Origin of the sequence: Kitasatospora cathayae (assembly GCF_027627435.1) — a bacterium.
GTDB classification, from domain to species: Bacteria; Actinomycetota; Actinomycetes; order Streptomycetales; family Streptomycetaceae; genus Kitasatospora; species Kitasatospora cathayae.
Genome location: NZ_CP115450.1, coordinates 7,834,141 through 7,855,301, shown reverse-complemented (window position 1 = coordinate 7,855,301; position 21,161 = coordinate 7,834,141). Strand labels below are relative to the sequence as shown.

General features: G+C 72.3%; 24 protein-coding genes, 2 pseudogenes and 1 riboswitch. Of the genes and pseudogenes, 11 read left to right on the top strand and 15 right to left on the bottom strand.

The window, feature by feature from the left end:
• Positions 1–13: 13 nt before the first annotated feature.
• From O1G21_RS35035 to O1G21_RS35020, 4 genes and pseudogenes are all read right to left on the bottom strand, one after another.
• Positions 14–748, bottom strand: coding sequence for a type 1 glutamine amidotransferase (locus O1G21_RS35035; protein ID WP_270151424.1), 735 nt, complete (start codon positions 746–748; stop codon positions 14–16).
• A 26-nt stretch (positions 749–774) separates the two neighbouring features.
• The gene (locus tag O1G21_RS35030) at positions 775–1,905 is read right to left on the bottom strand and encodes a hypothetical protein (protein WP_270149434.1); all 1,131 of its coding nucleotides are present in this window, start codon (positions 1,903–1,905) and stop codon (positions 775–777) included.
• Between the two features lie 940 nt (positions 1,906–2,845).
• A complete protein-coding gene (locus O1G21_RS35025; protein WP_270149433.1) occupies positions 2,846–3,574 on the bottom strand; it encodes a LysM peptidoglycan-binding domain-containing protein in 729 nt (242 codons plus the stop codon).
• Positions 3,561–3,682, bottom strand: a riboswitch (cyclic di-AMP (ydaO/yuaA leader). Its footprint overlaps the gene before it by 14 nt.
• Positions 3,683–3,932: 250 nt before the next feature.
• Positions 3,933–4,115: pseudogene (locus O1G21_RS35020) on the bottom strand (IS5/IS1182 family transposase); the annotation flags it as partial.
• Between the two features lie 110 nt (positions 4,116–4,225).
• Here O1G21_RS35020 and O1G21_RS35015 point away from each other — a divergent pair.
• A complete protein-coding gene (locus O1G21_RS35015) occupies positions 4,226–5,122 on the top strand; it encodes a lysozyme (RefSeq protein ID WP_270149432.1) in 897 nt (298 codons plus the stop codon).
• Between the two features lie 202 nt (positions 5,123–5,324).
• Here the strand turns inward: O1G21_RS35015 and O1G21_RS35010 are convergent, their stop codons facing one another.
• From O1G21_RS35010 to O1G21_RS34995, 4 genes are all read right to left on the bottom strand, one after another.
• Entirely contained in the window at positions 5,325–5,699 is a 375-nt protein-coding gene (locus tag O1G21_RS35010; protein ID WP_270149431.1) for an aggregation-promoting factor C-terminal-like domain-containing protein, read from the bottom strand.
• 968 nt (positions 5,700–6,667) lie between these two features.
• Positions 6,668–6,898: a flavoprotein gene (locus tag O1G21_RS35005; RefSeq protein WP_333493527.1), complete on the bottom strand. Its 231-nt coding sequence runs from the start codon at positions 6,896–6,898 to the stop codon at positions 6,668–6,670.
• A 109-nt stretch (positions 6,899–7,007) separates the two neighbouring features.
• A complete protein-coding gene (locus O1G21_RS35000; protein ID WP_270149429.1) occupies positions 7,008–7,379 on the bottom strand; it encodes a hypothetical protein in 372 nt (123 codons plus the stop codon).
• 88 nt (positions 7,380–7,467) lie between these two features.
• Positions 7,468–8,097: a maleylpyruvate isomerase N-terminal domain-containing protein gene (locus tag O1G21_RS34995; RefSeq protein WP_270149428.1), complete on the bottom strand. Its 630-nt coding sequence runs from the start codon at positions 8,095–8,097 to the stop codon at positions 7,468–7,470.
• 206 nt (positions 8,098–8,303) lie between these two features.
• On the opposite strand from O1G21_RS34995, the gene O1G21_RS34990 reads away from it, so the two are divergent.
• The 4 genes from O1G21_RS34990 to O1G21_RS34975 all read left to right on the top strand — a co-directional run bounded on the left by O1G21_RS34990 (position 8,304) and on the right by O1G21_RS34975 (position 11,292).
• Positions 8,304–8,927: a LysE family transporter gene (locus O1G21_RS34990; protein ID WP_270149426.1), complete on the top strand. Its 624-nt coding sequence runs from the start codon at positions 8,304–8,306 to the stop codon at positions 8,925–8,927.
• A gap of 174 nt (positions 8,928–9,101) precedes the next feature.
• The gene (locus O1G21_RS34985; RefSeq protein WP_270149424.1) at positions 9,102–9,824 is read left to right on the top strand and encodes a TetR/AcrR family transcriptional regulator; all 723 of its coding nucleotides are present in this window, start codon (positions 9,102–9,104) and stop codon (positions 9,822–9,824) included.
• 50 nt (positions 9,825–9,874) lie between these two features.
• Complete coding sequence (locus tag O1G21_RS34980) at positions 9,875–10,207, top strand: hypothetical protein (RefSeq protein ID WP_270149423.1); 333 nt, start codon at positions 9,875–9,877, stop codon at positions 10,205–10,207.
• Positions 10,208–10,221: 14 nt separating this feature from the next.
• Positions 10,222–11,292 carry a M14 family metallopeptidase gene (locus tag O1G21_RS34975; RefSeq protein ID WP_270149421.1) on the top strand — a complete coding sequence of 357 codons (1,071 nt, stop codon included), beginning with the start codon at positions 10,222–10,224 and terminating at the stop codon, positions 11,290–11,292.
• A gap of 70 nt (positions 11,293–11,362) precedes the next feature.
• On the opposite strand, the gene O1G21_RS34970 is transcribed toward O1G21_RS34975, so the two are convergent.
• The 4 genes from O1G21_RS34970 to O1G21_RS34955 form a co-directional block, all read right to left on the bottom strand.
• Positions 11,363–12,751, bottom strand: a complete 1,389-nt coding sequence (locus O1G21_RS34970; protein WP_270149420.1) for a hypothetical protein — start codon at positions 12,749–12,751, stop codon at positions 11,363–11,365.
• Between the two features lie 6 nt (positions 12,752–12,757).
• Positions 12,758–13,525, bottom strand: a complete 768-nt coding sequence (locus O1G21_RS34965) for a hypothetical protein (protein ID WP_270149418.1) — start codon at positions 13,523–13,525, stop codon at positions 12,758–12,760.
• Positions 13,526–13,540: 15 nt separating this feature from the next.
• The gene (locus tag O1G21_RS34960; RefSeq protein WP_270149416.1) at positions 13,541–13,822 is read right to left on the bottom strand and encodes an ABC transporter permease; all 282 of its coding nucleotides are present in this window, start codon (positions 13,820–13,822) and stop codon (positions 13,541–13,543) included.
• A gap of 298 nt (positions 13,823–14,120) precedes the next feature.
• Complete coding sequence (locus O1G21_RS34955; protein ID WP_270149414.1) at positions 14,121–14,747, bottom strand: TetR/AcrR family transcriptional regulator; 627 nt, start codon at positions 14,745–14,747, stop codon at positions 14,121–14,123.
• Between the two features lie 185 nt (positions 14,748–14,932).
• Here O1G21_RS34955 and O1G21_RS34950 point away from each other — a divergent pair, with 185 nt between their 5' ends.
• From O1G21_RS34950 to O1G21_RS34940, 3 genes are all read left to right on the top strand, one after another.
• Positions 14,933–15,691: an SDR family oxidoreductase gene (locus O1G21_RS34950; RefSeq protein ID WP_270149412.1), complete on the top strand. Its 759-nt coding sequence runs from the start codon at positions 14,933–14,935 to the stop codon at positions 15,689–15,691.
• Between the two features lie 227 nt (positions 15,692–15,918).
• On the top strand, positions 15,919–16,701 hold the full coding sequence (locus O1G21_RS34945) for an SDR family NAD(P)-dependent oxidoreductase (protein ID WP_270149411.1): 783 nt from the start codon (positions 15,919–15,921) through the stop codon (positions 16,699–16,701).
• Positions 16,698–17,669, top strand: a complete 972-nt coding sequence (locus O1G21_RS34940) for an NADPH:quinone oxidoreductase family protein (RefSeq protein WP_270149409.1) — start codon at positions 16,698–16,700, stop codon at positions 17,667–17,669. Before O1G21_RS34945 ends, O1G21_RS34940 begins: the two co-directional genes overlap by 4 nt.
• Here the strand turns inward: O1G21_RS34940 and O1G21_RS34935 are convergent.
• Positions 17,658–18,488 (bottom strand): NAD(P)H-binding protein, encoded by an 831-nt coding sequence (locus tag O1G21_RS34935; RefSeq protein ID WP_270149407.1) that lies wholly within the window; start codon positions 18,486–18,488, stop codon positions 17,658–17,660. The two genes, O1G21_RS34940 and O1G21_RS34935, sit on opposite strands and share 12 nt — an antisense overlap.
• 79 nt (positions 18,489–18,567) lie before the next feature.
• Between O1G21_RS34935 and O1G21_RS34930 the strand changes: the two genes are divergently transcribed.
• Entirely contained in the window at positions 18,568–18,981 is a 414-nt protein-coding gene (locus tag O1G21_RS34930; protein WP_270149405.1) for a winged helix-turn-helix transcriptional regulator, read from the top strand.
• 25 nt (positions 18,982–19,006) lie between these two features.
• Here the strand turns inward: O1G21_RS34930 and O1G21_RS34925 are convergent, their stop codons facing one another.
• Positions 19,007–19,888, bottom strand: a complete 882-nt coding sequence (locus O1G21_RS34925; RefSeq protein ID WP_270149403.1) for an SDR family oxidoreductase — start codon at positions 19,886–19,888, stop codon at positions 19,007–19,009.
• A 456-nt stretch (positions 19,889–20,344) separates the two neighbouring features.
• Between O1G21_RS34925 and O1G21_RS34920 the strand changes: the two genes are divergently transcribed.
• Positions 20,345–20,674, top strand: coding sequence for a hypothetical protein (locus O1G21_RS34920; protein WP_270149401.1), 330 nt, complete (start codon positions 20,345–20,347; stop codon positions 20,672–20,674).
• 17 nt (positions 20,675–20,691) lie between these two features.
• Here the strand turns inward: O1G21_RS34920 and O1G21_RS34915 are convergent.
• Positions 20,692–21,000: pseudogene (locus O1G21_RS34915) on the bottom strand (helix-turn-helix domain-containing protein); the annotation flags it as partial.
• Here O1G21_RS34915 and O1G21_RS41580 point away from each other — a divergent pair.
• Positions 21,001–21,087 carry a zinc-binding dehydrogenase gene (locus O1G21_RS41580; protein WP_405000850.1) on the top strand — a complete coding sequence of 29 codons (87 nt, stop codon included), beginning with the start codon at positions 21,001–21,003 and terminating at the stop codon, positions 21,085–21,087. It abuts the pseudogene before it with no gap.
• Positions 21,088–21,161: the final 74 nt, after the last annotated feature.

The following is a 21,161-nucleotide window of genomic DNA, read 5'->3' as shown; positions in this document are numbered from 1 at the left end:
GGTCGCGATCCCATCAGCGCGTGATGCGGTCGATCACCAAGCGCTCGAAGAGGTCGTCGTGCAACTCGTCCTGGTACTGCTCGACCGAGCGGTGCGCAGCCGCCGCGTCGCCGCGCCAGCAGCTGATGACGTCCTCATTGAAGTCGATCAGCCGGCGCACGTCGTCCGGGGTTAGCTCAGGATGGAACTGGCACCCGAAGACCCGCTCGCCGTAACTCAGTGCTTGGACGGAGGTGTGCTCGTTGTGGTACTCGATACGCACCCCGTCCACCTCCTCGATCTGCGGACTGATTGCCTGATAGTGGAACGACGGCACAACGCCAACGCCGTGGTCGCCGCCTCCACCGCGGTGGAGGTCGCCAACTCGGCTCACCTGGGTCAGGCCAACCTCGATGCCCGAGGTGTCGATGATCGAACCTGGACGCAATGCCTCGGCGATCAACTGCGAGCCCAGGCACACACCGATCACCGCCGGGCCCGTGCCGTCGTGCTTGTTCGCGTCAGCGATGAGCTCCCGCATCAGCTTGATGGTCGCGCGCATCCACACGGCGTCCGAGTGCACCGAGGTCTGGCCTCCAGTGAACACGTACGCCAGGGTCGGTTGGGGCCGACGCGTGGTCAGATCGGCTGCCTCGGTCACCAGGTTCAGACGGCCGCAGCTCAGGCCGGCTCGGATCAGCCGCTGCTCGATCCGGTCGGCGTAGTCGAGACCGTCGTAGATCAGCCCGTCTGCGACGCAGATCTGCACGTCCACTGGCACGATCCCCGCCCCTTTCACCCGTAGAACCTCGACCACAGGTTGAGGGCCGAGTCGACGCACTGGACGAAGCTCAGGATAGCTACGATCGTCACCGCCAGGTTGACTCGCGTCACCCGGCGCATCTGGTCGTGCTCCAGCTTGCGTTCCACCGCGCGTCGCGCCATTTCGAGCAGTGTGTCGGTACGCTCGCGCACCTTTTCGGTCTCCCATGCCTTCAGTACGCTGTCGCGCAACTTGAGCACGTGGAAGTCGTAGCTGAACGTGGGTCGCACCAACGCCTGGTAGTCGGCGCGCAGCCGCCGTTCCAGCCCGATGAGCAGTTCGGGGTCTTCGTCCAGGGCCGACTCACGGATGATCCGTTCCGCGGCACCGGCGGAGCGTTCGAGCCGGGCGTAGTGCACGTTCAACTGACCAAGGAGGTGCTCAAGCTGGCCGAGCGTGCCGTGAGGGTCGTCTCGGGAGGCCAACAGGAAGAAAGCGTATCCGGGGTAGAAGAACTCCTCCGGCCACGTCGATTCGGAGGGGATCGGCTCGGCGGAGCGAGGGTAGATCAGGTGCCGCAGAGAATCAGAGAGCGTCGCCCGGCCAGGGACCGGGTGGGTGGTGCTGCCTGCGTAGGTGAGGTTGAAATACGGCAGGATGGTGGGACACGGCGGCCCCTGTCGGCACCGATCGGACATCGCGGTGAGGGCTGGCAGCAGCTCGTCCCTGATGCGTGCGGTGACATCGTCGCGGCCCTTCTGCCCGAAGCCGTCGATGAGCTGTTCCCGCCGTCTCTCGGACCACCCGTCAACGATGCGCAGATGTACAGCCACTGACCCGTAGCCGTCCGGGAACAGAATGCCGGTGACATGCAACTCCACTGGTAGCGCCGTCGTCTCCTGCACGATCGTCGTCAGCCGCGCGTGGAAATCCTCGGAGCCGGCGAGGTGGGTGAGCAGGTCAACAGGCGGATTGCCGAAGGTGAGCGAGCCGCGCAGGAATTGGTCCAGGGACCGGTGCACCAGCGTGAGGCGCCCCTCTGGATCGAGCTTGCCGTCCGCCGGAACGGCGAAGCCGGGAGTGCCCCCGAGCGACACGGGCCCCGGATAGAAGGGCCCGGTCAGCAGGAGCAGGGCATCGCCACAGAAGTCAACGTCACTCAACTCCGCGGGCGGTGGCCCAACAGCCGCACGAGCACGTGGTAGCTCCGCTCCGTCCGATACCCCGTCCTTCTCCTGGACAGGTCCAGGACCGTCCATGCGACCGCCCCCAACGATTCAGGCATCACCAGCTCTGCCAACTGCCGAGATCCATTACAGGCATCTGACACGGCGCGCCGCCCCGTTCGCACCCCCGCCTTCGATTCAAATCGGCGGTCCCGGCCCCCTGGCGTCAGGTCAGAGAGCCCGCCCGCTTCACCCGGTGGCTACTGCAACCGCTGACATGCGCCGAGGCCGCCCTGAGGCTAACGGCGCTCGCCCGGCGCCAGGCTGAGTACGGCAGCGCCGGTCGCGAGACGCTTGATGATCCGCATGCTGAAGCCCCCGTTCGTGTCCCCCGCCATCGAACACGCAGATCAGTCTGCATGAGGAGTTGTGACAGCACATCCAGCTCGACGTAAGAAGGGGTCGGAATTCCGCTTCGCGAGATGTTCAGATCGCCGCCAGGGCGATTTCCCAGCGGAACCAGCCCGGCTCCCGCTGCCGCTGGCGATAGCTTCCCAAGCGACCACGGTAATCGCCAATCCGTTGGCTGATTCGGAGGATCCAGTGCCGCAACTCTGCACGATTTCCATCACCGGCCGGCCGGACCCTGCTGCGCGAGGCGCACTGGACGCGACGGCAGTCGTTCATCGAGCGCTTCACGGACTGGGGGACGAGGACCTCGCCGTGTACGCCGAGTACCTGGTGCGCTACGTCGCGGCGGACCGGCCGCCGCCGCGGTTCCGTCCGGACCCCGGGTACGCCGACGGCCCGGCTCACGCAGCGCGACGTGAACCGGGCCGGTCAGGTGGCCGCCTGGCAGCCCGTCAGCCGCCGGACATCCGGCCACCGGGCGGTACTCGCTGGGACCCATCGGTTCGAACAGGCCGATCAGGTCCGATCAGTACGCGTGGTGCACCTGCCAGAACGCCCAGGCGGCATTCGGGCTGCCGTAGACGGTGTTCATGTACTGCAGAGCCCACTTGAGCTGGGTGGCGGGGTTGTTCTGCCAGTCGGAACCGGCCGAGGCCATCTTGTTGCCGGGCAGCGCCTGCGGCAGGCCGTAGGCACCCGAGCTCGGGTTCGTGGCGTGGATGTTCCAGCCGCTCTCGTGGCTGATGATCTGGTCGAACGAGGCCAGCTGGTTCGCCGGGACGATCGAGGCGGCGAGCGCCTGCAGCGCGGCCGGGGTGTTGGCGACCGGGGCGGCCGCAGCGACCGGGGTGGCGGCGGCCGGCTTGGCCGAAGCCGCGGCGGGCGCCGGGGCGGCCCCGCCCAGGGTCAGGTGCTGGCCCGGGTGGATCTTGTCCGGGCCGTCGGTCAGCACGGACTTGTTGAGGTCATAGAGCTTCTGCCAGCCACCCTGCACGTGGTGCGTGGTGGCGATCTTGGTGAGGGAGTCACCGCTCTGGACGGTGTAGCCGGCGGGCGCCTGCGGGGCGGCGGCCTGGACCGAGTGCACCGGGGCGGACTTGACGGGGGCGGCGTTCGCAGCGGTGGCGGCGACCACCGGGACGCCTGCGCCGACGCCGACGACCACGGCGGCCGCGACGATGCGCTTGATGGAACCGACGGCGAACAGGCTGGGGCGAGCGTTGACGGGCAGCATGAAGTGCGATTCCTCTCCCACGCCTGCGAGGTGAGCTGTCGGGTTCGGGCTGGAGCAGCCCGGCCGCGCAGAGGCACGGCTTCACCCCTAGCCCCGCCGGGACCAGCCCGGATGAGGCGACTTACCTGTGGGTCCCCCGCCCCTGCCGTGGTGCTTCATGGGTGCACGTGCCCGCCCGATCCGGCGGCAGGATTCGGCGTTCCGGAGAGCGGGGTTCGTTTCGTACAGAGACGAACGAGAAGGACCGTAAACGGCATGGAGCCATTAGCACAAGCATTCGTGACCCGGGTCACGGCCCGGCCGGATTGTCCGAATGATCCGTAACAGTCCTTGATAACGATGCGGCAACAGCCCGGTGAAGGTGCCCGCCGGCAGGCCATCGGACTCGTGGGCTTCGGGGGCGGGCGCTCCAACGGCAGAGGGGCCGGGCCCGGGTGATCAGGCATCGGACAGTGATGATGGTGCCGGCCGGGGCGAGGAAGAACCCGGCTGCTGCTCTTCGGCGCTCGGTGCAGCGACGGAGCCTGCCGAAGTCGTTCATCCACGCCGGGCATCTGGCGACCCTGGCGGATGCATGGCTACCCTGCTCCCCGACCGGATCAACTACCGGCCGTACCGGGCCCGTTGGGCCTTCGCGCCGCGGGCCGTCGCACCGGAACCAGAGGAGTGTCCATGCCCCGCTCTTCCCGCTCCGCCCGCCCCACCGGTACCACCAGATCCACCCGCCGCCGGCTCCCCCTAGTGGCCGCGCTCGCCGCCGCGACCGCCCTGGTCGCCGGCGTCACCGCGCCCGCCTACGCGGCCGACCCCGCCCCTCTCGCCCCCTCCGCCTCCGCCATCGAGGGCCGTCCGGCCTTCCACCCCGACCGCGACTTCGCCGGCTCCACCGTCGCCGCCCACGAGGGCCGCACCGGCGGAGCACCCGCCGCCTCCCTCGCCGTCACCCAGACCCCCGGGATGGACGTCGCCAGCTACCAGGGCAACGTCGACTGGTCCACCGCCGCGGCCAACGGCGCCCAGTTCGCCTACGTCAAGGCCACCGAGGGCACCAGCTACACCAATCCGTACTTCGCCCAGCAGTACAACGGCTCCTACAACGCCGGCCTGATCCGCGGCGCCTACCACTTCGCGCTGCCGGGCAACTCCTCCGGCTCCGCCCAGGCCAACTGGTTCGTCGACCACGGCGGCGGCTGGTCCGCCGACGGCGCGACCCTGCCGCCCGCGCTCGACATCGAGTACAACCCGTACGGCGCCACCTGCTACGGCCTCAGCCAGAGCGCCATGGTCAGCTGGATCAGCGACTTCAGCAACACCGTCCACTACCGCACCGGCCGCTACCCGACGATCTACACCACCACCAACTGGTGGTCGAGTTGCACCGGCAACTACGGCGGCTTCGGCGCCACCAACCCGCTCTGGATCGCCCGCTACTCCTCCACCGTCGGCACCCTGCCGAACGGCTGGAGCTACCAGACCTTCTGGCAGTACTCCGACACCGGCACCTTCCCCGGTGACCAGGACCTGTTCAACGGCGCCTCCGACCGCCTGAGCGCCCTCGCCCTGGGCTGACGCGGCAGAGCCGGTGCGGGGCCGCCTCCCGGGGCGCCCCGCACCACCCCGCGTCCGCGCCACCCCGCGCCCTCCCGCGCCGGGCGGCCGGGAACGGCACGAGGGCCCGCGCCGGCGCGGATGCGCGGGCACGGGCCCTCGTGGGTCGCCCTGGTGGTCCCTGTCCGGCCTCCGGGGCACGGGGGGAAGCCGATCGGTCGGCTCAGTACCAGTGGTGGGTCTGCCAGAACGCCCAGGCGGCGTTCGGGCTGCCGTAGCGGGTGTTCATGTAGTCCAGCGTCCACTTGATCTGGGTGGCCGGGTTGGTCTTCCAGTCCGCGCCGGCCGAGGCCATCTTGGAGGCCGGCAGCGCCTGGCCCAGACCGTAGGAGCCCGAGCTCGGGTTGGTCGCCGACACGTTCCAGCCCGACTCGTGCGAGACGACCTGGCTGAACGAGGCCAGCTGGTCCGCCGGCACCATCTGCGCGGCGATCGCCTGCGGGGAGGCGTCCGCGGCCGAGGCGACGGCGGGCACCACGGCGGCACCCAGCGCGGTCAGACCGGCGGTGCCGGCGAGAATCGCGGCAGAGGTACGCATACGGAGCTTGAAAGCGGGCATGTAGAACAAGACCTCAATCGGGTTGGGCCGACGTCACCCCCCGCTTCGACCGTGGCCGGACAGGGGCCGAACTGGTCGCGGGGAGTGACTCGGCGGTAAGCCGCATCCGGCGGGACAGGAGCCGGTGCGGCCGACGACGAATGCCAAGGTGCCAGACCGGATCGGCGGCGGCCAAGACCCCTCGTTACGATCCGCGGTCGTAGCCGACGGGGCCGGCGCCGCCTCGAAAGGCGGGCCGCCGGAGCGTGTCCATCTCCGCCCACCCCTTCCGGCCTGCGCAGACACCTTCCAAGCGCTAGACAAATAGTCGCAAAAGGGAGCAAAACGGACACTACTATCCGTCGTCGTGCACCCGATTCCCATGTGAGCGCACTCACCCCACGGCCCCCGGCGACATCACCGACCGACCCGGCGCCACCACGCCGAGTCAGCACCAACCGCCCGCCGTTGAGACCGCCATCACACGGCGGCGGGCCTGGGAACGACACTGAAGGGCGCCCCCGACGCCCGGGGGAAACAGGTCCCCGGAGCTGCCACGACGATCCTTCGACGTCATCGGCGCGACGGTCGCGGCCGGCCACGTGATCCCGGCGTTCCGCGGTGGCCGCGGGACCGTCCTGTTCACCGGTGGCGGCTTCGCACTCGCGCCGTCCCCCGACTACACCACCCTCTCGGTCGGCAAGGCGGCGCTGCGCGCCTACGCCCACGCCCTGCACGAGGAGCACGCGACGCGGGCGTGCACGTCACCACGGTCACCATCCGCGGCGTCATCCGCCCGGGCGACGAGCGGTTCGCCCCGGTGGCCGTCGCGGAGGTCCACCTGGAGCTGCACCAGCGACCCCGGGACCAGTGGCAGCCGGAGTACGTCTACGCGCGAGGCGGGCAGGTGTGGTGGCCGGGGAAGGAAGCCGCCCGGCCACCACGCCGTGCTCCGTACGCCGTGGCCGTCAGCCACGCGGGTCACGCTCCTCGACGGGCTCATTCGCCCCAGCGCGGCGGTCCGGCACGTCGATCCCGAGCAGGTCCAGCGCCCGCCCGGCCGTGTGCTCGACGATCTCGTCGATGCTGCTGGGCCGCAGGTAGAACGCCGGCACCGGCGGCATGACGATCCCACCGGATTCGGTGACCGCGGCCATGGCCCGTAGGTGACCGAGCGTCAGCGGTGTCTCCCGCACCATCAGCAGTGGTGCGAACGGGATCGCAGCCGCACCAACGCCCCTCTATCGCGGCACTATCGCGACGGGTCCACCCCAGCGGGACTCAGGAGCCCGTTCAGCGGGAGTCCGCTCAGCGCGGATCGATCAGCTCCGGCGCGTACACCGTGCCCAGCGGCTCCGGCCCCACGTACTGCTGGCAGTTGCACTGCCCCGGCTCGTAGCGCACCGGGCGGCGGTCGGCGTCCCAGGCGGTGGGCGTCTCGACCACCTCGTGGCAGCGGCCCTGCCGGTCGTGCTTGGCCAGGTGGTGGGTGCAGCCGCAGACCGGCTCGGGCGGCCGGTTGGCCGCCTCCAGGGCGAGGCGCTGCCGGTGCTGGGCGTCGAGGAGTTCGAGCTTGCGCCGGTGACGGTCCTTCACCTCCCGGCGCACCCGGGTGGCGATCGATCCGCCCCCGTAGAGGACGGCCGGCACCACCCAGAACAAGGCCCACAACGAGTCCATCGACGCCCCCACCCCTCCCGCTTTCCTGGTGCAGATCATACGACTGACCAGCGCAGACGGTTGATCCGGAGCAGCCGGGCCGTCGGCGTCAGCGGATGATCGGCAGCACCTGCTCCGAACTGCGCCCCGCCGCCGCCTCGATGAAGGCCACCGGGTCGGTCGCCTCGGCCAGCAGCCCCCGGGTGAAGTGCAGCGCCTCCTCGGCCGGCGCCGGTCCGCCGACCGCCGCGATCAGGTCGAGCAGGTGGACGGTGGCCTCCATCAGCGCCACCTCGCCGAGCGCCCCGACCGTCACGCTGCCGAGCAGCTGGTGCGACACCACCGTGTCCGGCGGAAGGTCCGCGATCCCGGCCAGCGCGGCCGGCCCCTCGACGCCGAACCGGGCGATCAGCGCGGCTGGTTCGGTCACCTTGGCGGCCTCCTTGGCCAGCTCGGCGATGTGCCCGGCGGCGGTGTGCGCGAGCCCGCCCGGCCGGTTGAAGGTGCGCAGGACGTCCGCCCCGCGGGTCAGTTCGGCCGGGCCGTCCAGGACGGCCTCGCGCAGCCCGGTGAACTGCGCCGGCGCCGGCGCCACGTGCGCGTACAGGTCCCGGACGGTCCACTCGGACAGCCGGGTGGGCCGGTCCCAGTCCTCCGCGCTCAGGGCCTCGCCGCGCTCCGCCCAGGACGCCCAGGCCTCGGTCAACAGCTGGTTCACTGCGGTGTTCTGACTGCTCATCGGTGGCTCCTCGAAACAGTGGTCACGGGAGTACCCCACGCTACCCGCCGCCACCGACAAAACCACTTGCGCCCCCCGTGGTCCGCCCGCCACCATCGGCCCATGACCGACGCCACCGCCCGCCCGCTGCCCGTGACCGCCGCCGCCCGCCCGGCCGCCGTCCAGCAGCAGCCCGGCCGCCCCCGGAGGTCCGACCGCGCCCGCGGATGAGGGCCGCGCTGGTCGCCGGGCTGCTCGCCGGGTACGGCGTCGCCGTACCGGTGGGGGCCGTCGGCGCCTACCTGGTCTCCCTCACCGCGCGGACCTCGCTGCGCACCGGGGCCTGCGCCGCCCTCGGCGTGGCCGCCGCGGACGGGCTGTACGCGCTGCTCGCGGCCCTCGGCGGCGCCGGCCTCGCGCCGCTGCTGGAACCGCTCGCCCGCCCGCTGCGGATCGGCTCGGCCCTGGTCCTGCTCGCCCTGGCCGCCCGCACCGCCGTCACCGCCCTGCGCGCCCGCCGCCTTACCGTCGCACCGGTAGCGCGGACCCCGCCCGGACCGTTCCGGGCCTTCCTCACCCTGCTCGGAATCACCCTGCTCAACCCGCTCACCGTGCTCTACTTCGCCGCCCTGATCCTCGGCGGCGGCCAGGGCGGCAGCACCTCGGGCCCGCTCGGCCGGGCGGTGTTCACCGGCGCCGTCTTCGCCGCCTCCGCCAGCTGGCAGCTGCTGCTCGCCTCCGGCGGCGCGCTGCTCGGCCGGACCCTGACCGGGGCGCGCGGCCGGCTGCTGACCGCCCTCGGCTCCGCCGCCCTGGTCGGCTGGCTCGCCCTCCGGCTGCTGCTCGACTGACCCCGGCTTGAACCCCGGTGCCGACTACGATCCGTGACCCACCAGCGCGCCCTCGAGGCCTGTTTCCCACCTATTCGTACCTTGTATCCTGGTTTTGTATCCGCTGCGTAACCTGCCACCAGCCCGGCCCCGGCACGGCCGACGGTGTCGGCACCGACTCGGAGGAGTACGGACATGGTTGAGCGGGAGAGCCCCGAGAAGCGGGGGCGCCTGAGCCGCCCACTGGTGCTCGACGCCGCCGTGTCACTGGTGGACCGCGAGGGGCTCGGCGCGCTGACCATGCGCAGGCTGGCGGCGGAGCTCGGCGTGGAGTCGATGGCGCTGTACCGCTACACCCCCGGCAAGGAAGCCCTGCTGGACGGACTGACCGAGGCCTACTTCACCGAGATCAACGCCCGGCTGCGCACCAGCGGGGGCGGCGGCCCCGACGAGCCCGGGTGGCGGACGGAACTGCGCCGGATCGCCCAGGCCTTCGCCGCCGTGGCGCACGCCCACCCCGAGATCCTGCCGCTGGTGGCGACCCGCCCGCTGGCCGTCCCGGTGTCCCGCCGGCCGGCCCCGGCGCTCGAACTCACCGAGCACATCCTCGCGGTGCTCGGTCGGGCCGGTTTCGACGACGCCACCGTGCTGACCATCTACCGCACCTTCGTCGCCTGGAACCTCGGCTGCCTGCTGGTGGACAAGCGCCAGGTGGTCGACAACCCGGACGAGCCGGACCCGGCGCTGCGGCTGGGCCTGCACCGGCTGTCCGCCACCGAGTACCCGCGGTTGCGCACGCTGGTCCCCCGCTTCGCCGACTTCGACGACCAGGCGGAGATGCTGGCCGGCCTCGACAGGCTGCTGGACGGGATGCCGGAACCGCCCCTTGACGCCTTCTACGGCGGCGGCGGATCCTGAGGATACGAGGTACACGTCGGACATATCCGTACTCGTCACCAGAGGTCGTCATGTCCGCCGTCCCATCCGCACAACCAACCCGGCCCGACATCCTCCGGCTCCGCGTCACCGCCAAGGACGCGGACACCCTGCGCGCCCTGCTGCGCGAGACCCGTCCCGACACCGGCGGACGCCCGCGGGTGGAGCCGGACGGCCGCGTCGGCATCGACGTCTACGCCCCCGAGGACCAGGCGGCGTCCCTCGAACGCGAGGGCGTCACGGTCACCGTGATCGGGAACGCCAGCGAGGCCGGGCGGGCCGCCCAGGCCGAGGTCGGCACCGGCGACCGGTTCGCCGCCGCCGACGCCGTCCCGCGCGGCCTGGCCGCAAAGCTCGCCGGCTGAGCCGGGAGGTCGTCATGCCGTACCTGAACATCACCGAGGTCGAGTCCGCCGTGGCCAGCCTGGCCTCGGCCTACCCCGGCACCGCCCACCTCATCCCCCTGCCCGAGCCCTCGATCGAGGGCCGCGACTGCCACGCCCTGCAGATCGGCAGAGCATCCCGGATCCCCAAGGACTGCGTGATGCTGATCGGCGGCGTGCACGCCCGCGAGTGGGGCAGCTGCGAGATCCTCGTCCACTTCGCCGCCGACCTGCTGGAGGCCTTCGAGTCCGGCACCGGCCTCGGTTACGGCGGCACCACCTTCACCGCCCAGCAGGTGCAGGACCTGCTCATCCGGCTGGACCTGGTGGTCTTCCCGCTGGTCAACCCGGACGGCCGGCTGCACAGCCAGACCGTCGACCCGATGTGGCGCAAGAACCGCAACCCGGCCAACTCCGGCGGCAGTTCGAACCCCGACTGCATCGGCATCGACATCAACCGCAACTACGACTTCCTCTTCGACTTCACCAAGGCCTTCGCCCCCACCGCCACTCCCCAGGTCTCGACCGACCCGTGCGACCAGCAGGTCTACGAGGGCCCGAGCGCCTTCTCCGAGCCCGAGACCCGCAACGTCCGCTGGCTGCTGGACCAGTTCGAGGGGACCAGGTGGTTCGTCGACGTCCACAGCTACTCCGAGGACATGCTCTACAACTGGGGCGACGACGAGAACCAGTCGGACGACCCCGACATGAACTTCCAGAACCCCCGGTACGACGGCAAGCGCGGCCTCCCCGGCGACACCGCGTACGCCGAGTACATCCCCAAGGACGACGCCAACACCGCCCTCGACCTCGCCACGGCGTTCTGCCAGGGCGTCCAGGGCGTGCGCGGCGCGGCGTACAAGCCGTTGACCGGGTTCCACCTCTACCCGACCAGCGGGACCAGCGACGACTACGTCTTCTCCCGCCACTTCGTCGACCCCGCCCAGGGCAAGGTGCTCGGCTTCACCGTCGAGTGGGGCAAGAAGTTCCACCCGCTCTGGGCGGAGATGGAGAAGATCGTCCTCGACGTGGACGCCGGGCTCGTCCAGTTCTGCCTGTCCACCTGACCCACCAGCCAACGTGCCCGACAGCGGGGCGCCCGCCACCCGGTCGTGGCGGGCGCCCGGACTTGTGGGCTCAGGCGGCCCGGTGGAAGAAGAACGGGTCGAGGGACGGCGGCACCCGGGTGACACCGTCGAGGGCGAACAGTTGGTGGGTGGTGAAGTTGGCGTTGCGCTGGTAGGTCACGCCGACCGGGAAGTTGGCGTTGTCCGGGGTGTTGTTGCCCACGAAGACGCCGTAGAAGTCCTTCCCGACCGCGAGCATCCGGATGTAGTCGCCCAGGTACGGCAGGTGGCCGGGTGGGGCCTTCGGCACATTGCCCGGAGCTTGGTGCAGGACGTGGCTCTCCATGGTCTTGAAGCCGTCCGAGGTCAGCTCCAGCGTCGTCGTCCACTGGTTCTCGGCGAGTTGCTGGTAGACCAGTCCGACCAGCCCGTCGGAGTTGACCGCCAGCGAGGGGTTCTTGGCGTTGATGAGGTCCTGGCGGGCCTCGGCCCAGGTCTTCCCGCCGTCACCCGAGTGCTGGACGTGCAGCACGTAGTCGGTCGGGACGGTTCCGCCGAAGCCGTCGCACCAGGCGATCCACACACTGTCGGCGTCGTTGGGGTCGACCGCGATCGACAGGTCCGCGCCGGTCCGCTCCTGGCCCAACGACGCCACGTGCACGTTGAACGGCACGGTCCGCCCGCTGACCACCGACCGGCCGACCGCGCCGCCCGGGTCCGCGAGGTTCTTGAACGGGCCGAGACCGCCGTTGTCGTCGCGGGTCACCACGACGTCGAAGGTGACGACCGAGGTGCGCTGGTCGAAATCGGTCCAGTTCTCGAACGCCGCGTAGACGACCTGGCCGCCGGGGTGGGCGGCGAGCCGGATCGGCGGCCCGTCCTGCGGTGTGGTGGCGGGGCGCTGGTCGACGTTGACGTCGGCGAACGCGCCCGTACCCGTACGGGCGTTGGCCGACACCGCCACCATGGCGGTCTGGGGCGCGTTGCCGAGGGTGTTCTTGCCGACGTACACGACGTCCTGGCCGCCGTTGCCGGCCGCGGCGGTGCCGGTGACCACCCAGGGCTGGTCCGGCATGTCCTGCGAGGAGACCCTCTCCAGGACCGTCATCGGAGTGGTCGAGGTGATGTTCGTCGCGCGCAGGATCTCCAGGTCGTCGGTGTCGCCGTTGAGGATGCCCGCGTAGAGCGTGCCACCCCGCGCGGCGAAGCCGACGCTGATGTCCCCGGTACCGCTGCCTGGGGCGTCGCCCGGGACGACGCTGTTCAGCACCCAGGTGTTCCCGCCGTCGGTCGAGACGTAGACCGGGGCCCGCGGCCCGCCCAGCGGGTCGGGGGTGAAGGCGGTCGCGACCATCTCCTGCGGATTCTCCGGGTTGACCGCGAGGTTGGGCTCACCGTCCAGATTCGCGTCGCCGCTCTGCGCCCTGGGGGTGATGTTGACGACCTTGATGGTGGGCATGTCGGCTCACTGCCCTTCTCGCAGCACGGCGAGGTTCTGCACCGGCTGGTAGTCGTCGGGATCGCTCAGTTGGTACGGGGCCTGCGCCGCCAGGTCGGACGGTGTGTCGTGCAGCAGCCAAAGGCCCAGCTGCCCCGCCACCGGCTTGGGGATGTGGCGCCAGCGGACGTCCCCGCTGCGCGGGTAGAGGAAGGTGGTCCGTCCGTTGACCGGGCCCTTCTCGACGTGCGAGACGTCCAGTGTGGCGCGCCACAGGAGCGGGGCGTGCTCGGAGAACGCCGGCAGTCCGAGGTCCTCAAGGGCGGCCACGGTGCCGACGACCACGGCGTCCGCGGCCCGGGCGTGCTCGGCGATGTCCTTGTTCCGGTTCTCGCGCTGCACCGAGGACAACGGCATTTCGTCAGCGGTGGTGGCCGCCATCGAGACGTGGGGCTGGACGGCGGAGGCGGGCAGCCGCCCCACCTCGGCCAGGCCCAGGCTCTCGCCGTAGACCATCCCCCGAGTGAAGAAGGCGGCCGTCTCGCCGACCTCCAACAGGTCGGCGTCGGAGGCCAGTTGGACGGTGACCTCGCTGCCCGCGAGGTGCCGGAAGGCATCCGGTGCGTGCAGCACCTCGTTCACCTTGACCACGGTGGTCCGGTCGTCCCTGACATCGGCCGGGAAGGCCGCGAGCGAAGTGCCGCCGACCCGGGTGACCGTGCCCAGGAAGCTCAACGGGGCTTCCCGGACGAGTCTCTTCAGTTCCTCTGAGGCTGCGGGAGCTCTGTCGGTCATGATTCTCCTCTCCGCTCACCGCGCGAGGCGGGCCGGGGCCTGGTGCGCCCGGCGCCACTCGACCCGCGCGCCGAGCAGGCAGGCGGCCGTGACCGCGGCCGTCAGGGCGACCAGCAGCCACTCGGCCGCGCCGCTGCCGGCGTCCGGATCGACGCCGAGGAGCGCCTCGATCCACTGCGGCCACACCAGGGTGAGCAGGAAAAGCAGCCCGGACAGCCCGCCGAGGGCCGTCTCCAGCCAGAAGCGGGGCCGGACCGGGCTCGATCGTTGCGGGGTGGTTCCTCGCCGGGAAGGCATCGCTTGCGCGCCTCCCCTCTCCCCCTGCCCGGGCCGCGCCCGGCGTACCGCGCACACGACCGACCTGCCGGCCGGCCCGGGGTCGGGGCCTGCTCCCGTCGGCGCCGCGGGTCGGGGGCGCGGTCGCCGCGGAAGGTACTGCTGGGGTGCGCGGTGACGGAAATCGCGCCGGGGTCCGTCTGGCACGAACCGGGATGCGTCGGAAGTCGGCGCTGTACGCCTACGAGGCACACGTACTTCGTATACGAGTCTGCCCGCGGCCCCGGGGCTGGTCAAGGGTGTGGCGCAGGGCCGGCGGTCAGATCCGGGCGCCGAGCATCCGCAGCACCAACTCGCCGTAGCGGCGGCCCAGTTCCTCCGGCGTCTCGGAGGAGCGCTCGGTGTACCAGCGGGAGACGTCGATGCCCAGCGAGGTGACCGCCCGGGCCGCCGTGCGCACCTCCGAGACCTCGAACTCGCCGGCCGCCACGCCCGCCCCGATCAGCTCGCTGACCTCGCGCTCGATGTCCAGCCGCAGCGCCGCGACGACGGCGTAGGCGTCCTCGGGCAGCGCGTGCAGCTCGTAGTTGACCACCCGGCCGACCGTGCGGGCCCGGGCGTGCCAGGCGGTGAACTGCTCGACCAGGCGACGCATCCGCTCCGCCGGGCCGCCCTCCCCGGCCGCCGCCTCCCGCACCAGGGCCAGCGTGGCGGCGTGCCCGGCCTGGCTGATCTCGGCGAGCAGGGCGGCCTTGGAGTGGTAGTGGATGTACAGCGCGGCGGGGCTCATCCCGGCAGCGGTGGCGATGTCCCGGGTGGTGGTGGCGTGGAAGCCGCGCTCCGCGAACGACTCGACGGCCGCCTGGAGCAGCCGGTACGCCGCCTCTGGGCGGGTGTCGGCGCCGGGCAGGGTCGGCCAGAGGTCGGCGATCGGCGTGCTGGTCATGGCGCCATCCTCCCAGAGGATTCGTACGGGCATTCCCGCCGGCCGCTCACTGCGGCCCGCGGACTGTTGACAGGCTGCCGCACCGACACCATGCTGAGCAAGCGCTTAGTCAGCAGGCTGCAGTGCCGCAGTGCTGAACCTCAGCGTTTCCGAACCAGACCCTCGCCGGAAAGGCAGGACCCTCCGTGGCGCACTCCTTCAAGGGCCGGGTGGCCGTCGTGACCGGATCGAGCCGCGGCATCGGCCTCGGCATCGCGCGCGAACTGGTCGAGCGCGGCGCCAAGGTCTGCCTCACCGCCCGCAACCCCGAGCCGCTCGCCGAGGCCGTCCGCGACCTCGGCGGCCCGGAGAACGCGATCGCCGTCGCGGGCAAGGCCGACGATCCCGCCCACCAGGAGGAGGCCGTCGCCCGCACCCTGGAGGCCTTCGGCCGGCTCGACCACCTGGTCAACAACACCGGCATCAACCCGGTGTACGGGCCGGTCCTGGAGACCGACGAGGCCGCCTCCGCCAAGATCATGGCCGTCAACGTGCTCGGCCCGCTGGCCTGGACCCGCCGGGCGCACGCCGCCTGGATGGGCGAGCACGGCGGCTCGATCGTCAATGTCGCCTCGATCACCGGCATCCGCGCCTCGCTCGGCATCGGCATGTACGGCGTCAGCAAGGCCGCGCTGATCCGGCTCACCACCGAACTCGGCGCCGAGCTGGGCCCGCAGGGCATCCGGGTCAACGCCGTCGCCCCCGCCCTGGTGAAGACCAGGTTCGCCGAGGCGCTGTACGAGGGCCGCGAGGAGGAGGTCACCAAGGCCTACCCGCTGGGCCGGCTCGGCGTCCCCGAGGACGTCGCGGGCGCCGTCGCCTTCCTGCTCTCCCCGGAGGCCGGCTGGATCACCGGCCAGACCCTGGTGGTGGACGGCGGCGTGACCCTCGGCGGCGGGCTGTGAGCGAGCGCAGCGAGCGAACCGGCAAGAGGTGCGCGTGGGCGAATGCCCCCGCCGAGCGCAGCGAGGTGGGCGCATGAGCGAGCGCAGCGAGCGAACCGGCAAGAGGTGCGCGTGGGCGAATGCCCCCGCCGAGCGCAGCGAGGTGGGCGCATGAGCGAGCGCAGCGAGCGAACCGGCAAGAGGTGCGCGTGGGCGAATGCCCCCGCCGAGCGCAGCGAGGCGGGCGCATGAGTGGCTTCGAGGGCCAGGGCGTGGTGGTGACCGGCGCCGGCCGGGGCATCGGCGCCGCGCTGGCCCGGGCCTTCGCCGCGGCCGGCGCCCGGGTGGTGGTCAACGACCTGGACGCCGAGGCCGCCCGGGCGGTCGCCGAGGACTGCGGCGGCACCGCCCTGCCCGGGGACGCCGCCTCCGCCACCGGCCTGGCCGCCCTGGTCGGCCGGGCCCGCGCGGAGCTCGGCGAGATCGACGTCTGGTGCGCCAACGCGGGCGTCGCCCCGGTCGGCGGCGCCGACGCGCCCGCCGCGGCCTGGGCGAGCGCCTGGGAGGTCAACGTGCTGGCCCACGTCCGGGCCGCCGAACTGCTGCTCCCCCGCTGGCTGGAGCGCGGCCACGGCCGCTTCCTGGCCACCGTCTCCGCCGCCGGGCTGCTCACCATGCTCGGCTCGGCCCCGTACGCGGTCAGCAAGCACGGCGCGCTCGCCTTCGCCGAGTGGCTCTCCGCCACCTACCGCCACCGGGGCGTCAAGGTGCACGCGCTCTGCCCGCAGGGCGTGCGCACCGACATGCTGGCCTCCACCGGTCCGGTCGGCGAGGCGCTGCTGGCGCCGACCGCGCTGGATCCGGAGGACGTCGCCGAGGCGGCACTGGACGGGCTGCGCGAGGAGCGCTTCCTGATCCTGCCGCACCCGGAGACCGCCGAGCACTACCGCGTCCGGGCCACCGACCCGGAGCGCTGGATCGCCGGGATGAACCGGCTCCAGCAGGGACTGGAGAGGAGCGAGGTGCTGTGAGGGCCTGGCAGGTGGGTGAGCTCGGCGAGCCGGCCGCGGTGATGCGGCTGGCCGAGGACGTCGCGCGGCCGGAGCCCGGCCCGGGGCAGCTGCTGGTCCGGGTCCGGGCGGCGGCGGTGAACTTCCCGGACGCGCTGATGGTCCGCGGGCAGTACCAGGTGCGCCCGCCGCTGCCGTTCACCCCCGGAGTGGAGCTTTGCGGCGAGGTCGCGGACGGCGCCCGGCGCGGCGAGCGGCTGATCGGCAACCCGGTGCTGCCGCACGGCGCCTTCGCCGAGTACGCGCTGCTGGACGCCGAGGCCGCGTTCCCGGCGCCCGAGGCGCTGGACGACGCCGAGGCGGCGGCGCTGCACATCGGCTACCAGACCGCCTGGTTCGCCCTGCACCGCCGGGCCCGGCTGCGGGCCGGCGAGACCCTGCTGGTGCACGCGGCGGCCGGCGGGGTCGGCAGCGCGGCCGTCCAGCTCGGCCAGGCCGCCGGGGCCCGCGTGGTCGCCGTGGTCGGCGGCGCGGCCAAGGCGGAGGCGGCCCGTGCGCTCGGCGCCGACCTGGTGGTCGACCGGACGGCCGGGGACTTCGTCGCCGCCGTCAAGGAGTTCACCGGCGGGCGCGGTGCGGACGTGGTCTTCGATCCGGTCGGCGGCGAGGCCTACACCGGCTCCACCAAGTGCGTGGCCTTCGAGGGCCGGATCGTGGTGGTCGGCTTCGCCGCCGGGCAGATCCCGGCGCCGGCGCTCAACCACGCCCTGGTGAAGAACTACGCGATCCTCGGCCTGCACTGGGGCCTCTACAACACCCACGACCCGCGCGCCGTCCGGGCCGCCCACGACGAGCTGACCAAGCTCGCCGAGCAGGGCGTGGTCCGGCCGCTGGTCAGCGCCCGGGTCCCGCTGGCCGGGGCCGCGGAAGCCGTCCAGCTGGTCGCCGACGGGCGCAGCACGGGCCGGATCGCGGTTCTATGCGCCTGAGGCCGGCTCGGCGATGACCTCCAGGGCCGGGCGCGGCGGGCGGCCGAGCAGGGCGGCGAGGTCGCCCGGCCCGCCCGGCCCGGTCAGGAAGCCGTGGGCGATCGCCGAGTAGGTGCCCACCACCATCGGCACCTGGAAGTCGAACGCGTCCGAGGCCGCCACCGCCGTCCGGGCCTCGGAGAGCCGGCCCGGGCGGTACTCGGCGCCGAGCACCTCGGCCACCTCCGCGCCGCCCACCGCCCGTTCCCCCACCAGCTCGTACGTCCGGCCCGCGTGCCCGGCGGGCGCCAGGGCGACGTTCACCGCCACCTCGGCGAGGTCGGCCCGGGCCACCGCCGCCAGCCGCCCGGCGCCCAGCGGCGCGGTGATCACCCCGTCCGGGCCGGGCGCGGCGATCCCGGCCAGGAACTCCGCGTAGAGGCCGTTGCGCAGCACCGTCCAGCGCAGGGTGCCGGACTCGCGCAGCCGCCGCTCGGTCCAGCGGTGCGCCAGCGCGTAGGGCAGGTGGTCGCCGTCGCCGGACAGGCTGGTGTAGACGACGTGCTCGACGCCCGCCTTCTCGGCGGCCTCGATCGCCGCGCCGTGCCGGGCGATCACCACGTCGTCCTCGGCGGCGCCGGCCGAGATCAGCAGCAGCGTCCGCACCCCGTCGAAGGCCTCGGCCAGGGTCTCCGGCCGGTCGAAGTCCACCAGCCGGACCGGCAGTTCGCCCCGGACCTGCTCGGGCGTCCGGCTCCCCGCGACGACGTCCGCTCGGCCGGCGAGGCGCTCCAGGACGAGGGTGCCGAGCCCTCCGTTGACACCAGTGACGAGCAGCATGGTTCTCCTCCGGATGGCTGGTCGTTGAAGACGTGACCATCCTCGGTAGCCTGGGCGTCCGGCGTAAGGAGGCACTTCCATGTCAGTAGGGCACACCGCGGTGACCACCCCCCGTCCGGTGGTCTGGTGCGACGAAGGCGTCGACTGCGGCATCCGCGACCTGCTGAACCGGCTCGGCGACCGCTGGTCCGTCCTGGCCGTGGTCGAACTCGCCCAGGGCGTACGGCGGTTCCGCGAGCTGCAGCGCGCGCTGCCGGGGATCTCGCAGCGGATGCTGACCCTGACGGTGCGCCGGCTGGAGCGCGACGGACTGGTGTCCCGGACCGTCCACCCGACCGTCCCGCCGCAGGTGGAGTACGAGCTGACCCCGCTCGGGCACAGCCTCACCCACCTGGTGCGGGCGATGGTCGACTGGTCGTACGACCACCACGACGCCATCGTCACCTCCCGCCAGGAGTGGGACGAGGCCAACCCCGGCTCGGAGATCCGCTGACGCGGCACAACGCGGCCGGCGGTGGTTACGAACCCTGCGCCGTGAACGCGGTGGCGTGGTCGGCGGCCCACTGACGGAACGTTCGCGGGGCCGTGCCGAGGATGTCGGCCACCGCGGTGGTGACGTGTGCGGGCGGTCCGACCGCGGCGGCCCAGGCGGCGAGCAGCATGTCGACGACCGGGCGGAGCGCCGTGTCCTCCGACCGGCTCCGGAACTCGTCCGGCGTCATCTCCTCGAACGCGATCCGGCGCCCCAGGGCGGCGCCGATGGCGTCCACCTGTGCGGCCTGGGTCAGCGATTCGGGGCCCGTGAGGACGTAGTCACCTCCGGTGTACCCGTCCTGGTGGAGCGTCCGGGCCGCGACGGCTGCCACGTCGCGGTCGTCGACCGGTGCCGTTTCGGCGGCGCCGTATGGCCATCGGACGACCTCGCCGAGCCGGATCGCGGGCGCCCACCAGGCCAGCGAGTTCGACGCGAGCATCCCCGGCCGGATGATCGACGACTCGAGTCCGGTGGCCGCGATGAGCCGCTCGATGTCGGCGTGCAGCGCGGCCATGGGATTGGGCTGCTGGAAGAAGGGGTGCGGCGTCCGATGCGGGGAGGAGAGGAAGACGACCCGCCGCACGTTGGCCGCCAGCCGGTCGATGACTGCGGCGGCGGTCCGAGGCGGGGCGGTCCAGACCAGGAAGACCGCACCGGCGCCCTTCAGCGCCGGGTCGAGCGACTCGGGCACGGTCAGGTCGCCGGTGAAGACCTCGACCTTCGCCGGCAGCGTCGCCGCCGCCTCGGACCGATGGGTCAGGGCGCGGACCGGTACGCCCGCGTCGAGGAGTCGGTGGATGACGATGCGGCCGATCCGGCCCGTCGCCCCGGTGACGAGCACGGGAGGAGTGACTGTGCGATTCATGCACCCATGAAATCCTTACTTGGTTAAAAAAGCAACCTAGTAAGGCCTTGCTCGGCGGTCCGATGTCCCGCTCGCCCCGGCGAGATCAGGTCGCCCAGGGCGGTGCGGATCCAGCCCGGTGCCATGAGTACGAAGGCGCGCCGCGTCTCACTCTGCCGGGCCGCGAAGCTCCGCATGACATCCGGCGTCGTCTCCGTTCCTCGGGCCTCGTACTCCGGTCGGGCCTCGTCCCGGGGGTTCCGCCCGCACCGCAGCGCACGCGAGCCACCGGCGCGCCCTGCGCGACGCAGCGCGGCAACAACGCGAGGACCTCCTGGGACGGCGCCCGCCCCGCACGGCCGCGGTGATCGACATCAACGCCTTCACCATGCTCCGCCAGTTCTAGCGGGAGCGGGCCGTGGATAGGCTGGCACGGCACGTCAGATGGCCGGGAATGGCCGGGGAGGGTCCTGGAGCATGGGGAAGAAGAGCGAGCTGGACGACCTGCGGGCACGGCTGGCGACGCTGGAGGCGGAGGTCGACCGCCTGCGTGGTGAGGCTGCGGCGGCGGGTGCGACGACGACGGCCCAGAGGGGGGAACGCGGGCAGCCGCAGTCGATGACCCGTATCGCCGATGCCGTCGGTGTCATGGTCTCCGGCCGGACCGAGGAGCGGACCCGGGTCCTGCGGGCGCGCGCCGAGCCCCTGGAAAGCAGCCGGAGCGCGCCGCTCCCCGAGCACGGCCAGTTCCTGGAGAACCTCCTGTCGGGCCGGCCTGCTCTCCAGGAGGAGCTGCGCCGCCGGTAGCGGCCCGGGCCCAGGGGTCAGGCCCCCGCGCCGACCGGGCGGCGGGCGGGCGGGGTTCGGTGGCGGCCCTGGAAGGTGCGGCGGTAGGCGGCGGGTGAGACGCCGATCGCGGCGGCGAGGTGCTGGCGCAGGGAAGATGCGCTGCCGAAGCCGGCCTGCTCGGCGACCCGGTCGACCGGCAGGTGGCTGGATTCCAGCAGCCCACGGGCGAGTTCGAGGCGCTGGGTGGTGAGCCACTGGCCGGGGGTCTGGCCGGTCTCGGCGAGGAAGCGGCGGCTGAAGGTGCGCACGCTCATGCCCGCCCGGGCGGCCATCTCGGCGACGCCGTGTTCCCGCTCGCGGACGCCGCCAGGGCGCACGAGCTCGGCGAGGCCGGACACACCGTCGGCAAGCTGGTGCTGACCGTCGACTGACGGCGGGGCGGTTTCGGCCAGAGCGTCACCCCTGTGGCGCGCAAGGCGTCCTTGTCGCCTACGGCGCACGCCGC